The following is a 16,287-nucleotide window of genomic DNA, read 5'->3' on the forward strand; positions in this document are numbered from 1 at the left end:
AATCTTTTTTAGGTTAATTACCTGCCATAGCTTCGGTTAGCGTATCTTCATAGTCCTCATCATCATAGACAATGTTATAAATTTTCCAAGAACCGTCTTCTGTCTTCTTTAAATATGCAGTTCCTGAAACATCAATTGTCATTTCAAACTTCATACCTTGTTCACTAATGGAAACATGAATCTTTAGATTGTCAATCTTAACTTCCGCAAGACGTTTATTTAAGGAGACAATTTTGCTTGTATGCTCTCCCACTTGTTCCATCTTAATGGAGCCGATCGAATATTCGGGGTCGTCTAGTAGGCTCTGGCTATCAAGTGAATAAGCAAGCTGGTAACCCATTGTCGTTTCGCGATAAAGAGCTTCCAACGCTTCGCTATTTTGTTCATCAGAGGATAGTGACAACTCTTCTGAGACGTTACGATTTACAGTTTGAATTACTGAAAGTTCGTCTTCAGCTGTTCCGGATTCTAAATGTAATGCACGGTCGATCATTAATACCGCATGGGAACGTTTAGCGAAATTATTCGGTTTGAACTCGTTTCCATAACCATTTACGATGCCTACACCTGCTGTTTTTACAACTGCTTCATAAGCATAGTTTTTTTCAGTAACATCTTTAAAAGTTTTTCCTGTTTTTGAAAAGTCCACCGTCCCATTAAATGCACGATATATCATAGCAGCCATTTGAGCACGAGTAATCTTATCGTTTGGTTTAAACGTTCCATCTTCTTTTCCAGTAATAATTCCCCTGCTACTAGCAATTTGGACAAAGTTATAATACCAAGCTGAAGATTTAACGTCAGGGAACGTTTTGTTGATGTCACCACTTGTTAAATTCATAGCATTAACTAATATTTTTGTAAATTGTGCACGGGTAATACTATTTTCCGGTTTTAATAGGATGGACGTATATTCATATTCTTCTCCATCTTCTTCATAAACTTCTGTTTCTTCATATCCATCTATGATATCTGCATACAAGAACCGTTCTAATTGTTCGTATGCACCATGCCCGTAATCTACATCAGATATGTAATATTGATCGATGGTTTTTTCTGCTGCAAAAGTATGTGGTACAGAAAAACTAAAAGTAACAAGTAAAACTAATAAAATACGAACCGCCTTCAAAGGCTTGACCCCATTCCTTAATAAATTTCTAACACGTGAATATTTTATTCTATCTAATCTTAAAAGAATACATGAATTATATGGGAATAACGTTAAAAGAACGCGGAAAATCTAAAATAGAGTCAAACTTTGCCTAATCAAGTAAATTGATAAGGCTGTTGTGCAACTGAATATTGTTAGGGTGGTTGGTTGTCTATCTTCTTTCCGTTAAGGGAAGGAGGTGATAATCATGGAAACATTTCTTGAACTTCTCCGAGAAATTCTGAAGGGGATGGTGCGTGCAGTAAGTGCATATCTCTTTCGGATACACGTGCTAGAAAACAAGAAAACCACCCTCGGCCGTCGCAAGCTAAAGGGTGGTTCTCGCGAAAAATAACATACTATGACAACCACCACCCTGACGGTAGAGGTTGCGAGGAGAAGCAGCTTGCACTTCTCCTTTTTATTATATTCTTATTATACATAAAATAAACCACAATATGAAGTCAAATGGTCATCAAACGATGTAATACAAAAGAAAAGAGATGAAAAGTCACATGCCGACTTTAATTAGCTATCTAGGATGCTGTTTTGACGGTGGTTTCCCAAAGTTAGGAGAAGTATAAGATGAAATTATTAACGGATATTTTATTTTTATTACTCTTAGGCTATCTCTGTTTCCGGTTCATTCGGTTATTCATTAATCTGAAACAACTTGCTGTTTTCCCTATATCAGAGGAAGACTTGAAAGCGATTCGAACACAGCCGCAAAAAGTGGTCAATTGGCCGGTCATTTCCCATCAAAAATCCGGTCTTTTTGTAATGGGGCTGACTCTTCTCTCTTTACTTATCCTACTCGTTTTTAAGTTTCTTGATAGTACGATTCAAATTACTTATTATATCATCCCTCTCTTTGCTTTGTTCAATTTCAATCAAGCTTGGAACCTGTTTGCGATTGTGGAAGATGGGGTGTTATGCGGTGGTCGGTTTTTGCCATGGAAGAGCATTCGGTCATATCAATTCGAGCAGATTGATACAAACCACCGCTTTTATGGCTATTCCCCCGAAGTGAATAGCGGATATGAGCTGGAGATGAAGACGCAGTATTCTACTGTCAGCTGCATTGTTACGTCGGAAGCGGTTAAAGAGAAGCTAACTGGTATTTTGGATGCTCGTTTATCGTGACCAAATCATTATTTTTATACCTGAGCTGCCCCCTTTAAGGGAACCTGCTATTACAGGCCGCCTAATGTTTAGGTGGTCTTTTTATCCATGGATATTGTTACAGCAGTAATTATATTAATGTTTTATTTTTAGATTACTAGGGAAGAACATAGATGTAACGATAATACAAGAGGAGGAATTACTAATGGCTAAAAATGATGAAAACAAACGTAATCGATCAGATGAAGGTAAAATGACAGTTGAAGAGGCAGGACGTAAAGGCGGAGAAGCTACTTCTGAAAAGCATGGCAGAGAGTTTTACGAAGAAATCGGTAAAAAAGGCGGAGAAGCTACTGCTGAAACGCATGGCAGAGAGTTCTATGAAGAGATCGGCAAAAAAGGTGGAGAGGCTACCGCTGAAAACCACGATAGGGACTTTTACGAAGAAATCGGTCGAAAAGGCGGAGAAGCTACCTCTGAAAATCATGACAGGGATTTCTACGAAGAAATTGGTAAAAAGGGTGGAGAAGCCCGCGCAAGACAACGTGATGACGATGATAATGACAATGACGGAAAGATGAGCAAGGAAGAGGCGGGTCGAAAAGGCGGAGAGGCTCGCGCAAAGCAACGTGATGACAATGATGATGATGATGACAACGACGGCAAAATGAGCAAGGAAGAGGCAGGCCGAAAAGGCGGAGAAGCCCGCGCTAGGAAACAAGATAAGTAAAAAAAATTCCGGTGACATAGTTTCAAACCTATAGACTTGTGGAACCTCGTATAGTGGTTGTTATCAATAGCAGCCTATACGAGGTTTTCTTGTGTGTGGAGCGGAGCTGAAATTATATCGATCATTTCCTGCGGGTTATCGGTCATTTTCCGGAAGTTATCGATCAATTCAAGAAGGATATCGTTCATTTCCCAATAGATATCGATCATTTCCCAAGTTATATTGTCATTTTGTGACTTTAGGGCTAAATTATATTGACTTTGCAGAATTCACTTTTCGATATTAATAAATCTCTTGAGCGAAAATTTGGTTATATTATAGTCGATCCACTTTTTCATCTCTCTTTCGACCGCCCTGTTTTGCCATTCAAACCAAATCTCTACACATTCACTACAATGACTTTCTACTCCAATGTTATTATGTAGATCTCTGTGGGTAAAAATAGTGATCTTGCGACAGATATAGCAAAATACTTTTTTGTCTTCATAATATCTATTGACCACGAGTATCAACTCCTCATGTTTTTTTACTCATTATTTCCAATTCAAATGAAATTAATTCAAAAAAGTAATGGTCTTGTCCGCTTTGTAGCTTGTTTCCTTTGGAATTCGTAAATCTTTCTAAAAAACTTTGAAACTTTTTCTGAAAACCTCCGTCTGTACGGTGCTTGATTGACAGTGGAGGTAAAGGTATGAGGAAGATTTCAAATAAAATGCCGGTCGTAGTGGGCTTAATTGTATTGATCATAAGTGTTGGTGCGATATGGGTTTTGATTAAAACAGAAGGAAGAGTGTTTGCGCAAGACACGGATCGGTTTGTTATGAAGAAGGAATTTGAGCGGGTGCTGACATTGGATGAACGTCAGCCGATATATATGAAGGGGGCGGCGTTGACTCGGATTGGCGAGTTGCAGGCGGATCAGCCTGTTGCTGTCACAGGCGAGGATGAGGTGTATTATGAGCTTCGCCTCGGAAATATGTCTGTCTTTGTCCGTAAGGGGGAGGGGACGGTCGAAAGAAAGAAGCTTACGACAGTTGTGCAGACGGAGCGGTTCGCAGCTGTTCATGCATTGCAAAAGACCGCGGTTTACGAAGGAGCGGATTTAGAGAGCAGTGTTATTATGGAGATGGAAGAAGGCTATCGCTATCCGGTCGTGCGGGAGGAAGGGGATTGGTTTATCCTTACAATCGGGGAGCGGCCGGGGTATATTCATAAGCAGTCCGTTGCGTTGGACGAGGGGCTGCCGGTGCTTGTCTACCACCATGTTTTGCCGCGCCAGAAGATGACGACGATGAATAGTACGATTTCGTTGGAATCGTTCGAGCAGCAGATGGGATACTTGGCGGATCATCATTTCGAGACATTAACGGCGCATCAGCTTTATGATTATTTGGAAGGGCGGCTTGTTGTACCGGGCAAAGCGGTACTCATTACGTTCGACGACGGGTTATTATCGACGAAGGAATATGCCTATCCGATTTTAAAGCAATACGGTTTCAGTGCGCTTCAGCACATTATTTCTTCACGCACAGATCGGGCACAGGGAGCGCAGTTGTTTGATGCGGAAGGCCCGCTGCAGTTTTTTACCGCTGCGGATGTAAGTGAGCTTGCGGATGTGTTCCAGTTCGAAGCCCATACATATGAATTGCATTCACTGAATGAGGATTTGGGTGCAGGGGTTGCGTTAGAGAGTTCAAAAGAAGAGATCCTTTTGGATTTGCGCCGGAATATCGAGCAAGTGCCGGCGGCCGTTTCAATCGCGTATCCGTATGGCCATTATAATGATCATTTCATAGCGGCGGCGAAAGAGGCAGGGTTGTTGATCGGCTTTACGACGAACGAAGGATATGCAAATCGAAAGGCATCTAATTATGAAGTATGCCGATACGGCATGACAGAGAAAAGAACATTTGAGCAATTTGTTGCGTATGTGGAGGGGGACATGACGTGGCCTTAGAAGAGGGTGAGGGTTCGTAAATGAGTAGTATTGATCAAGTAATCGATGAGCATTCGCGTTATTTAGTTCGCATCGCTTATCTGTATGTGAAGAATTGGTCGACTGCCGAGGATATTGTGCAAGAAGTATTTGTGACGTATTTTCAAAAGAGTGACCAGTTTCGTAATGAGGCATCATTAAAGACCTATTTAACGAAAATTACTGCGAATCGTGCAAAAGATTATTTGCGCTCGTGGAAGCATAAAAAAGATGTGCTGTTCGATACAATTTTCGCTTCGGAACAAGGTGTTGACGAAGTCGTGTTGGAGCAGGAACGGCTCGCCTCGCTTGAAAAGAATCTTTTCAAGCTTCCGTTGAAATATCGGGAGCCGTTAATTTTATTTTATTACGATGAGCAACCAATCGCAGAAATCGCAAACTATCTGGAGCTGAATGAAAATACCGTGAAAACACGGCTGCGAAGGGCAAGGCAGCAGCTGAAGGAGTTTTTTGATGAAGAGGAGGTGGAGAGCAATTGAGCGATTTCAAACGAAAGCTCGATGAAATGATGGGTGATACATCGCAACGGGAAAGGCGGATCAAGCAGCGGGTGCATGAACGCTTATACAAACCGGCTCGAAAGTTTTCTTGGCAAGTGGTGTTTGTGTCGGCAGCGCTTCCGGTAGTGGCAATGGTTTTATTTCTCGCAATTGACCCTACGAATTATTTTTCTGCAAATAAGGGGCCGGGTGATCCGTATGATCCGCTCGATGATTTGGCGAAAATCTCGGCACTTCAGAAGACGAAGCAACTGTCTGACGTAGATTATGAGGAATTCGCGGCGTTACCGTATTTTGATGAAGTCGACGGTCTGCATTATGTCGATAAGGAAAGGTTTTCGTTGAATGGGAAAACGGACTCTTTCCATACGGTCATTGAACGCCAGGAGAAATTATTCGATGAAGTTGTGTATGAGGCAGGCGACATTGTTCGGACGATGACAAATACGACAAGCCATTTGCCGACTTATAACGATGCCTATTACGAGGTCGTTGCGGTCCCGGGCGATCGTGTCGTGCTGAAAAACGGAGAGTTGAAGATTAACGGCAAACCGTTGCAATCGGAACTTATGGATCGTTATGAAGATAAGGGAGTTTCGATTGTAGGTGGGTACGATACGCTGTTGAATGCGCGGGAGTATTTATTATTGAACCACTTCCCTGCAAGTAAAACGGTGCAAGGGGCAACGATTACGCCTGTGCATAAAATTTACGGCCAAGTTGTAGGCGTCGCGACGGAAGAGCATACCGAATCGATGTACATCGATTATTTAACGGGTCAGCTTACCGGTGATTATACGCCGGAGCAATATTTTGATTTGTATTTGTACGACGATCTGTTAGGGTTCGGCAATTTGCCGGAAACACCGCTGTTCGCACAACTGAGCCGGTTAGGTGAGCTCTTTTTAGAGGCATCTTACCGTACATCGGCTACTGTTTCTGAGGATGAAGTAGAAATCCGCTACCAATATGGGAGAGAAGGGGTAGCGGAGCAAGTGTTTCATATGAAACGTGATCCAGGCTCGGATCTTTGGGTGATCGCAGAATAGTGCAGGAAGGGGGATGGGACCCCCGACACAATTTTGGAAACCAAGTTGGCAGCTGTCCAGAAGTAATAGCCGTCAACCAACCGCTTAATATAGAGGACGCGCTAACCTGGTTTTCATGCACTTATTGTTTAAGACGGTGCCCTTTATACGGTGCCTGTGCAAGACACAATTCAGACTATGCACTACAATTGCATAAATAAGAGAGAGAATCCAGTAATATAAAGGTTCTCTCGTATTTTTATTACTTAAGGTGAATTGTCATAAATGTGCCATGCACAGGCACCGACACAATTCGCAATTCACTAAAACTGGTAACTGGAATAGAAAGGAAGATTGCAAGTGAGAAAGAAACTTCTTATGATACTTGGCGCACTGTTACTCGCATGCAGCCTGCCTTTATCTGGCACGTTCGCAGCAGGTACGGAGCGATTTTCAGACGTACCAGCATCAAAGCATTTCGCAGAAGCGGTAAATGAGCTGGCGGAAAGGAAGATTATCGGAGGCTACCCGGATGGTACATTCAAACCGGGTAATTCCATCACGAGAGGACAGGCAGCTGCAATCATCGCTAAGATGACTAATTTGGACACGACGAACGTGAAAAATCCGGGGTTCAAAGATGTCTCAACAGCGAACGGCTACTATAAAGCGATCGCAGCGATGGCGCAAAAAGGCATCATCAACGGTTATGGAGATGGCCGTTACGGTCCGAACGATCCGATTACGCGGGGGCAGATGGCGTCGATACTCGTCAAAGCGTTTGGCTTGCCGCTCTATAATTTCTCATCGCATACAAACCCTTTCCAAGACGTTAAGAGAGGGACCGGTCATGATCCGGGCATTATGAGCATCTATAGACTAGGTATCACAACAGGAACGAGTTCTGATAGGTTCAGCCCGAATGTCTCCATTACAAGAGGGCAAGCTGCTAAAATGTTGAAAGCAACGGAAGAAGCGAAGTCGCAAATTGTAACGGTCCGCGCAAGCGACTATCAATGGGAACAGTTTAAGATGTTTGATTCCAATCATAATGAGTCTGCTCTGTTCAATGCGGTTGAAGGGAGCGATAAATCATATCGTGGTCCTACGGATAAAATCCACTTAGTTCCGCTTAAAGAAGGAACGGGTAAATTCCAAGTTGCTTTGGTCTATTCAGGGAATCCGGATAAGAAATATTATCGGAAATTTTATGTTCACATCAAAGAAGTGGACGGCAAATTGAAATTGACGCTGGAAAGGACAGAAGATATTTTACCTACACCTGCCGGACTCGATGTGAGGGGTAAAGGCCAAGTGCAAAACATTTCCCTTTCCACGATGGACGGAAAGAAGCTATATGACAACATGGATTTCAGGAAATGTCTCTCTTTTAGTCCTTCCGATTGCCGCGATACAGATCAGACGGATAATGAAGGAAAGTATACTAATGTCAGAATTATGATCGATAAGCCGGGTCAATATATTGCCACTGTCCGTTTTGAGGACGGAGAAGAAGTGCGGTACGGGATTGAGGCGGTAAGTTTAACTCCGCATTTTTCTTATAGTTTGAGGATTTTGGAGGAAAGGCCGACTGCCTCAGTGGACCTTGGAGCAGCATACGACATCGGTCGGCATGTATTGCCAAAAGAGGCCGAACAGATTGCAACAATCACGAGGGACCCGGGAACGAACTTGTTCCATGCCGTAGGAAAAGATAGAGGCTCCTTCTCTATTAAACTGCCGGACCATAACAAGACTGATTTAATTGACATTGGTGTAAGGGTTGAAAAACTGGGCTCAATTATTCACGTATCTATTTATGAAAATATCGACATGCATTTTTAATTGGATATGGTAGGTATTAAATACGTTAAGTAGCTTAATAGAAAGAGGTGTACGATTTGAAAAAGCTTTTAACTTTATTGCTGACACTATTGCTTTTGTTTTCATTGACACCTACGGCCAACGCAGAGACAGAATATCCGCCATACAACGACCCGATTCCATTCAAGGATATGCAGAAGGGGAATGGTGCATCTTGGGACGTCATGTTCCTGTATAAAAAGGGGATTATCGGCGGCTATCCGGATGGAACATTCCGGCCGAATGAACCAATTACCCGTGCACAAGCCTCCTCCATGCTCCTAAAGGCGCTAGAAATTCCACTGCGGGAAAATCCGACTGTCACTTTCAAGGACGTGTCGAAGCAGTCGGCGCATTATCAGACGCTTGCGACCATTAATGAAAAGGGAATCCTACGCGGCGAAAACGGCTACATGCGGCCGGCGGAACAGACGACACGTGCCCAAATGGCAGCGATTCTGCGCCGGGCATTCGACCTCCCGTTGGAGCAGAAGCCGATGTTCAGAGATGTTTCGCCTGCTCACTGGGCATTCGGGGATATTAATAGCGCAGCACTGAATCGGATTGCCGGCGGTTACCGGGACGGTACGTTCAAACCAGGAAATCCAGTGACACGTGCCCAATTCTCCTCGTTCCTTGCACGTGCGATCGATGACAAGATGAAGTTGCCAGGCCCCGTTTCTTTCGTCAGCCAGAAGGGGGTTGTCGTGGAAGAGGACGGGTTCCAGTACACAATCAAAGGCGAAAAGCTTGTGAAAATTAATAAGAAGACGAAAGAGGAAACTGTACTGCTGACAGAAGGAGATTTTCCTGGGCAAGATGGATTGTTCGATGTCCATTTGGAAACAGGTTTTCCGATCATCCTTCAGAATAGCACGATTTACGTCCCCTATTGGGCTGCTGTATCACAAGCGACCGATATGCCTTATCGGTATGGCGTATTCCGGACGAATGCACAAGGCGGAAACAATGGTGCTAACTATTGGGACCTCAATGAGTGGGATGAAAGCCACACAGAGAGCATGCGAAATTTCAGCGTCTATGGATTTGACTACTATTACACTGTCGAGAAGAAGGTGCGGCAGTTTGGCTACAATCCACCCTTCGATGACTCCGTAAATACGGACCAGACGCTCATCCTGTATCATAAATCTCCGGATCACTATGAGCCGATTAAAAAAATCGAATTCGAAGCACGTATCATTTTCGAACGGCTTGAAGGGTCTACCAGGTTCTCAACGTATGTGACGCAAAATAACAAGTCCGTCAAATTCGATCCTAGCACGATGTTTTATTTCAATAAAAAAGGTGTGTTTGCATACGGTTTATTGGATGGAAAAACGAAAAAATTATCCAGTATCCAAGCTAAGGATATGAAGCTGACGGATACAACAGTGGAAATTGTTGACGTGAACGGAAAGAAACATTCATTGAAAAAATGAAATGAACACAAGTAAGCAGGCACCCGAATGTGGGTGTCTGCTTTTTTGCTGGGGAGGACAGGAGTCAAGGTTTCAATTTTTTAAAAAGGGGTATAATTGATTGCCGTATCTTTACTAGCCGTCTATGACGATTTTATAAATCGGATAGGCGGCTCGTTTTATAGTGTATTCCACGAGGTGACGATAAGTGGAAGAAGGAGAGAGGGGAATTTTGTTGCATATTACAAGGGTGTTTTGGTATGCGGTCGTTATTTGTATAGCGATTGTGCTTTGGGGTTCATTTGCCCCGAATAGTTTGAACGGGTTGACAGTATCTGCGACCGAGTTTATTTATGATCACTTTGCATGGTTTTACATATTTGTAATTGTTGCGATGATCAGTTTTTGCTTTTATATTATGTTTTCCCGTTTTGGCAAGGTGAAGTTAGGAAGACAAAATGAGAAGCCTGAATTTAGTCTACTTGCATGGTTTGCCATGCTGTTCAGCGCAGGTATGGGCATTGGACTGATGTTCTTTACAACAGCCGAAACCATTTCACACGCTTTCATCAGTTCGCCGAATGCAACGCCAGGGTCTGATCAGGCGATCATTGAATCACTTCAATACGCGATGTTTCACTGGGGCCTTCATGGCTGGGGGCTGTACAGCATTGTAGCACTTGTACTCGCTTACTTTAAATTTCGGGTCGGCGCCCCTGGGTTGATTAGTGCAACGCTTGAGCCGTTGTTCGGCAAGAAAGTCATGCGGGGCACGGTTGGACATATCGTCGATACGCTTGCGATTTTCGCAACGGTTGTAGGTGTCGCATCCACACTCGGATTCGGGTCAGCGCAAATTAATAGTGGCCTAACGTATCTGTTTAACGCCCCTAAAACGTTTTGGTTTCAATTGATCATTTTACTCATCTCTACTGTCTTATTTATTGTATCCGCATGGTCGGGTATTGGACGAGGAATAAAATACTTGAGTACGATCAATATTGTCGCCGCATTTATCCTATTAGTTCTCTTGTTTATTGTCGGTCCGTCCATGTACATACTCAATTTATTTACAACTTCGATCGGTAAGTATGCAGGGAACTTCATTGAAATGAGTTTTGAACTGAAACCGTTGAATGGAGATCAGCGCGATTGGATTAATGAGTGGACGATCTTTTATTGGGCATGGTGGATTTCTTGGGCACCATTTGTAGGCATGTTTATTGCGCGTGTGTCAAAAGGCCGGACAATACGGGAGTTTGTTGCAGGTGTATTGCTTGCTCCTACACTTGTGACATTCATCTTCTTTGCCGTTTTTGGCGGTTCGGCATTATATTTGGAGCAAAACGGGATTGCCAAGCTATCCACATTAGTGACAGAAACGGTGACATTCGGCATGTATGAGCATTATCCACTTGGAACAGTCCTGTCCTTGATGACCGTGTTTGTCATTGCTATATTTTTCATAACATCTGCGGATTCGGCAACATTTGTACTCGGCATGTTCAGTACGGGAGGACAATTGAATCCTTCCAACGTCGTCAAAATCGTTTGGGGGCTCGCATTAGCTGCAATGGCCGCCATTGTCATGTACTCTGGTGGTATTAAAGGCTTTCAAAATATGCTCATCATTTCGGCGTTGCCTCTCTCCCTTATTATCATATTAATGGTCGTATCCTTTTATAAAATCATACAGCAAAAAGAGTGATCGGAAACTAGAAAAATCATAAGGTGGGGTCGTAGTGAACCTATTAAACGTTAGAAGAGGACAATTTGTTTATTATCAAAACAAGTTGCATAAAGTGTACTCTGTAAACCCATTTTTCAGGAAGTCTGTGCATCTAATTCGACTTGAAGATTTGGAGCAGCGGCTCGTAACTGCGAGAGAAATTACATTGTATAGACCGAAGCATTTGGATAGTTTTACGTTCAATTATCAACGATACACGCTTCATAAAGAAGTGAGAGCAAAAGTCGGGGATTATATTTTAATTATCAATCCTAAACCCGACTCCATTGATCATCACCATCTTCACGCGATTGAAACTGTATCTTCAATAGAAGCGAACGGTGTGATTAGCAATAAATCGAATGGAATCAGACATAGCGAATATTGGGTAATGGTGCCGGGGTTGGAAGAGGGTGCGACAATCATTGATTTGGCAACGCCTGAAGCGCATGAACCAAATTCGCAAGCGAAGGTGCAGGAACACCATACACCTCCAATCCATATACCTAAAATCGGCGATGTTTATCAAAAAAATAATAGTGATCCCGTCGTGCAGGCGATGGTCGTTGCGATTAAAGGTGAGACGGTCTATTTAGGCGGGGATATTGAAGTCCATATTGATAAGTTGACGAAAAGTGGTGTGTGGAGCTTGCAGACACGGGTGCCTTTGTAAGTGATCTATGTGGTTGAATAAAAAGAGGAACGCATGTATGAGTGACATGCGTTCTTTTTTTAAGCATTCGCTTAGGGTTCACTCTGCATTTTTCGTATCTCAACAATTCGTCTCCAAGGTGCTCCATTTTCAATTTTTGCAAATGAGCCGATGCCCGGCGTTGTATTCACTTCAATTAAGACAGGCATTCCGTCTTGATTGACCCCGAAGTCCATTCCATAATCTCTATTAGGTACAACCGAATAGATGACCTTCGCTGCTGCAATTGCAACTTCTTCTAACTTCTTTACCGTATCCTTTTGATCGTTTTTGAATTTTGTAAGTGATAATGCTTCGGAAATGGTCATGATGGTAGCGCCCCTATGGGAATTCACAACCCCGCTTTCCGTCGCCAGTTTGCTTGCGATTGCCCCATACATCCCGCCAATTACCCAATCGTTTTTCAGCTTTTGAACATGAACCCGAATTAACAAAGGCTGTCCATTTTCGGTACAGCTTTGTATAGCTTCTTGAATAATATAAGGACCGCTTACCCTACCAAATTTAATAAATGGATGAAGGAGCTGCTGAATTTCATAAACTCTCCAAACGGTCTTTTGTATGGGTTTTCCTTGAATGGTAAATCCATTGACATAGTAGTGTCCGCCGTTACTTTTGCGAATCTTTAAGATCGCTCTGCCTTGGCCCGTCGTATTATGTTTAACATAGACAGACGGATAGCGGTTCAAGAATTCATCTAAAATGTTCTCATTGTAAATGAGCGTTTCTGGGATATGTTTAGCTACTAATGGATTTTGCTGTAGAAACACACTTTGCTCCCATTTCCCCAATGTTCTTTTCATATTTTCTCATCTCCTTCTCTTAAGTCGCCGCCATTGTTACGAATCTTCTTATCTATTCTATGCATATAGAATCATGGCATCTGGATTTTTTGGAAGGGTTTTATCATCCTTAAATAACAATGAAGTAACAGGAAAAGACTACCTGTCTTTTGGGAACAGGTAGTCTTCTCTTGTTACATAAACATTGCAAACTTAATTATTTTTTACGGTAACAGTAACTTCGGATGTATTATTTGCTTTATCAGTAGCAGTTACAATGAGATCAGTGTTATTTTTTATTTCACTAAAGGAAACACTGAAGCTGCCGTCTGGCTTTACAGTTGTACTTCCTAGCGAACCACCCTTCTTTCCATTACTATTTTTCAAGTAAACTTCAACTACCGCACCTGGCTCGGCGTCCCCTGAAACGGTTGTCGTTTTAATCTGGCCCTGAGTTGTTCTGGCTGTCACATTTGTTAGAGAAGGATTCGTTTTATCAATCGTAAAGGTAACAATTGTTTGGTTCCCGGCTTTGTCTCTTACTACAAGTGTATGTGTTCCTTCAGCAGAAACAACAGTGCCAGAATCGAAAGTGTTTCCGTCCATAGTCGCCATTCCTTCGTTAAAAGTAGGAGTAACATCCACATTGTAATATTGATTGTTTACTACACCACTCACAACTGGAGCTGTTTTATCAATTGTAAAGGAAACAATTGACTCATTTCCTACTGCATCAGTCACCACTAAAGTATAGCTGCCTTCAACAGAAACAGTTGTTCCAGAGGTAAATGCTTCTCCATTCAATAAAGCCGTCCCTTCATTGAAGGTAGGAGCCACATTGGTATTATAAGAGAATCCATTGACAACATTGCTTATAACTGGAGGTGTTTTATCGATATTGGTGATCGTAATGGTTACAACAGTTACATTTCCTGCTTCGTCTGTTGCGACAAAGCTAAATTCACCATTCTCTTCGAAGGTATGAGTAGTTGTATTTAACGTCCCTTCATTTGTCGTTACAGTAACAACCACGTCCTGATTTGTTGGATCTGTATTGTAAGGATTTACCGTAATAACTGGAGGTGTTTTATCGATATTGGTGATCGTAATGGTTACAACAGTTATATTTCCTGCGTCATCCGTTGCAATGAAGTCAAATGAACCATTTTCCGTGAATGTATGACTTGTTGCATTTAGTTTTCCTTCATTAGTTTCAGCGGTTACAATGACATCCTGGTTTGTCGGTGAAGTGTTGTAACTGAGTACTGTGATAACTGGTGCAACTTTATCGATATTCGAGATTACGATTTTTTTCTTTGTTTCATTCCCTGCACGGTCAGTAGCAATGAATTCAAACTCGCCATTTTCCTTGAAAGTATAGCTTTCTGCGTTTAATGTGCCAGGTTCGTTCATGCTCACTTTTACTGTGATATCTTGATTTGTGGGGCTAGTAATATACTCTTCAACGATTATTTCAGGTGCAACTTTATCAATATTTGAAATGGTAACTGGAAGCTCAGTTATATTTCCTGCACGATCTCTCGCAATAAATGTAAATGTGCCATTTTCTGTGAAGGTATGGCTTGTCGTATTTAGTTCGCCTTCTTCATTCATGCTTACTTCAACCGTAATATCTTGATTTGTCCAGTCTGTATTATAAGGTTTCACTGTAATTTCCGGCGCAACTTTATCAATATTGGTAATATGGACAGTATATCGTGTAACATTCCCAGCAAGGTCTGTAGCAATGAATTCAAAACTGCCGTTTTCTTTGAAAGTGTGGCTTTCTTTATTTAGTGATCCCTCATTTGTGCTGGCAGTAACCGTAATATCCTGATTCGTCCATTCTGTTGAATACTCACTAATTGTGATGATAGGGGCAATCTTATCTATATTATCAACATTTACTTGTGCAGTCCCAGTGTTTCCGGCCCTGTCAACAAAGAGAAATTCAAAATTGCCGTTTTCAGTAAAGGTAATACTAGGAGAACCATTGTTGTTAAGGATCGTGACATCTTCACTAGGTTCAATTGTCACTACTACGTCCTGATTTGTTGGCTTATCAGTTGAATAGTGTACCTTGGCAGTTGGAGCAATTTTATCGATATTTGCTACGTTTATTTCCACTTCGCCCGTATTTCCGGCTGCATCTACAAACTCTAAACTAACATTTTTATTTTCTGGAAAAGTAAGCGTGTACGTTTGATCATCCACTTTTGTATACGTAACTGTGTCTGGTAAATCCTCAAGGTTTTTAAATGTAACAGGTTTAGTAAATGTAAGAGTTGCCGTTACATCCTCGTTTGTAGGTTCGGTTTTAGAATATACAAGTGAACCGACAGGAGCAACTTTATCGATATTTTTAACTGTCACATGGACCGACCCTGTATTTCCAGCTCTGTCTTTAAATTTTAACTCAAAACTGCCATTTTCAGTAAACTTAAGAGTGGATGCATTACTGTCAAATTCCATTGTATCCGGTAACTCATCTAGATTGGTGTACGTTACTGGTTCTTTTGCTTTAATAGTTGCAATGACATCCGTATTGATTGGGGAAGTTGTGGAATAGGAAACTTCAGCTTCAGGGGCTTCCTTATCAATATTGTCAATTGTCACTGTCTTCTCAGATGTATTTCCAGCTAAATCCGTAGCGATAAAGGTAAAGCTGCCGTTTTCATTAAAAGTATAGCTGACTGGATTAAGTGTACCCTTTTCATTGATGCTAGCAAAAACAGTGATGCTTTGATTCGTCCAATCTTTATTGTAGTCATTAAAAGTAATGTCAGGTGGAGTTAAATCAACAGTCTGATTAACGGGTTGAGCACTTGTATGGACTGCGCCTGCATTTTTTCCATTTGGATAAACTGTATAGGCTTCAACAGTGATTTGCTCATCCTTCTTTTCAGACAGATTTACTGAGTTTAAAGGGTAGACATATTTGAATGCCCAACGCTTATCAGAAATTTGTGTCGTTTCTGCATTTACAACTTTACCATTTACTTTTAGCTCCAGCTTTGGACCATCAATCACAACAGTACCACTTAGTTGAACTGTACTCGCATTGTCTACACGGGCAGGAATGGGGTTTAACGTAGTAACACCTGTGATTTTGTTTAGCTCTGTTCTGCCAGTAGAAGCCTCTGCTTTACCGGGATTAGGCGCAGCGTAAATTGTCGGTGCAATGGAGCTAAAGACTAAAGAACTTGCTAGAACAACCGCACCGAATTTTTTACTCTGTTGCTTGTTCATTGTAC

The 16,287-nt window shown here is 42.0% G+C and carries 13 protein-coding genes; 10 read left to right on the top strand and 3 right to left on the bottom strand.

The window, feature by feature from the left end; all coding sequences use genetic code 11:
* Positions 1 to 13: 13 nt before the first annotated feature.
* Positions 14 to 1,129 (bottom strand): S-layer homology domain-containing protein, encoded by a 1,116-nt coding sequence (locus AB1K89_RS12220; protein ID WP_413054994.1) that lies wholly within the window; start codon positions 1,127 to 1,129, stop codon positions 14 to 16.
* Positions 1,130 to 1,358: 229 nt separating this feature from the next.
* Between AB1K89_RS12220 and AB1K89_RS12225 the strand changes: the two genes are divergently transcribed.
* The 10 genes from AB1K89_RS12225 (at position 1,359) to AB1K89_RS12270 (ending at position 12,212) form a co-directional block, all read left to right on the top strand.
* Complete coding sequence (locus AB1K89_RS12225; RefSeq protein ID WP_413054995.1) at positions 1,359 to 1,505, top strand: hypothetical protein; 147 nt, start codon at positions 1,359 to 1,361, stop codon at positions 1,503 to 1,505.
* 230 nt (positions 1,506 to 1,735) lie between these two features.
* The gene (locus AB1K89_RS12230; RefSeq protein ID WP_413054996.1) at positions 1,736 to 2,293 is read left to right on the top strand and encodes a hypothetical protein; all 558 of its coding nucleotides are present in this window, start codon (positions 1,736 to 1,738) and stop codon (positions 2,291 to 2,293) included.
* Positions 2,294 to 2,477: 184 nt separating this feature from the next.
* Positions 2,478 to 3,002 carry a KGG domain-containing protein gene (locus AB1K89_RS12235; RefSeq protein WP_413054997.1) on the top strand — a complete coding sequence of 175 codons (525 nt, stop codon included), beginning with the start codon at positions 2,478 to 2,480 and terminating at the stop codon, positions 3,000 to 3,002.
* A gap of 691 nt (positions 3,003 to 3,693) precedes the next feature.
* Positions 3,694 to 4,959, top strand: coding sequence for a polysaccharide deacetylase family protein (locus AB1K89_RS12240; RefSeq protein ID WP_413054998.1), 1,266 nt, complete (start codon positions 3,694 to 3,696; stop codon positions 4,957 to 4,959).
* A 20-nt stretch (positions 4,960 to 4,979) separates the two neighbouring features.
* Positions 4,980 to 5,477, top strand: coding sequence for a sigma-70 family RNA polymerase sigma factor (locus tag AB1K89_RS12245; protein WP_413054999.1), 498 nt, complete (start codon positions 4,980 to 4,982; stop codon positions 5,475 to 5,477).
* Positions 5,474 to 6,547 (top strand): S26 family signal peptidase, encoded by a 1,074-nt coding sequence (locus AB1K89_RS12250; RefSeq protein ID WP_413055000.1) that lies wholly within the window; start codon positions 5,474 to 5,476, stop codon positions 6,545 to 6,547. Before AB1K89_RS12245 ends, AB1K89_RS12250 begins: the two co-directional genes overlap by 4 nt.
* 339 nt (positions 6,548 to 6,886) lie before the next feature.
* Entirely contained in the window at positions 6,887 to 8,371 is a 1,485-nt protein-coding gene (locus AB1K89_RS12255) for an S-layer homology domain-containing protein (protein WP_413055001.1), read from the top strand.
* 56 nt (positions 8,372 to 8,427) lie between these two features.
* A complete protein-coding gene (locus AB1K89_RS12260; protein WP_413055002.1) occupies positions 8,428 to 9,831 on the top strand; it encodes an S-layer homology domain-containing protein in 1,404 nt (467 codons plus the stop codon).
* 211 nt (positions 9,832 to 10,042) lie between these two features.
* A complete protein-coding gene (locus tag AB1K89_RS12265; protein ID WP_413055105.1) occupies positions 10,043 to 11,518 on the top strand; it encodes a BCCT family transporter in 1,476 nt (491 codons plus the stop codon).
* Between the two features lie 34 nt (positions 11,519 to 11,552).
* Complete coding sequence (locus AB1K89_RS12270; protein WP_413055003.1) at positions 11,553 to 12,212, top strand: hypothetical protein; 660 nt, start codon at positions 11,553 to 11,555, stop codon at positions 12,210 to 12,212.
* A 71-nt stretch (positions 12,213 to 12,283) separates the two neighbouring features.
* Here the strand turns inward: AB1K89_RS12270 and AB1K89_RS12275 are convergent, their stop codons facing one another.
* Together AB1K89_RS12275 and AB1K89_RS12280 are read right to left on the bottom strand one after the other, a co-directional pair.
* Complete coding sequence (locus tag AB1K89_RS12275; RefSeq protein WP_413055004.1) at positions 12,284 to 13,054, bottom strand: YheC/YheD family protein; 771 nt, start codon at positions 13,052 to 13,054, stop codon at positions 12,284 to 12,286.
* 192 nt (positions 13,055 to 13,246) lie between these two features.
* The gene (locus AB1K89_RS12280; RefSeq protein WP_413055005.1) at positions 13,247 to 16,282 is read right to left on the bottom strand and encodes an Ig-like domain-containing protein; all 3,036 of its coding nucleotides are present in this window, start codon (positions 16,280 to 16,282) and stop codon (positions 13,247 to 13,249) included.
* Positions 16,283 to 16,287 lie beyond the last annotated feature (5 nt).

This window comes from Sporosarcina pasadenensis, from assembly GCF_047228845.1.
GTDB lineage: Bacteria > Bacillota > Bacilli > Bacillales_A > Planococcaceae > Sporosarcina.

Bases quoted from the DNA above. Each gene is read 5' to 3' on its own strand.
- AB1K89_RS12225 (WP_413054995.1), top strand. From the start codon at position 1,359: ATGGAAACATTTCTTGAACTTCTCCGAGAAATTCTGAAGGGGATGGTG.
- AB1K89_RS12230 (WP_413054996.1), top strand. From the start codon at position 1,736: ATGAAATTATTAACGGATATTTTATTTTTATTACTCTTAGGCTATCTC.
- AB1K89_RS12235 (WP_413054997.1), top strand. From the start codon at position 2,478: ATGGCTAAAAATGATGAAAACAAACGTAATCGATCAGATGAAGGTAAA.
- AB1K89_RS12240 (WP_413054998.1), top strand. From the start codon at position 3,694: ATGAGGAAGATTTCAAATAAAATGCCGGTCGTAGTGGGCTTAATTGTA.
- AB1K89_RS12245 (WP_413054999.1), top strand. From the start codon at position 4,980: ATGAGTAGTATTGATCAAGTAATCGATGAGCATTCGCGTTATTTAGTT.
- AB1K89_RS12275 (WP_413055004.1), bottom strand. From the start codon at position 13,054: ATGAAAAGAACATTGGGGAAATGGGAGCAAAGTGTGTTTCTACAGCAA.
- AB1K89_RS12280 (WP_413055005.1), bottom strand. From the start codon at position 16,282: ATGAACAAGCAACAGAGTAAAAAATTCGGTGCGGTTGTTCTAGCAAGT.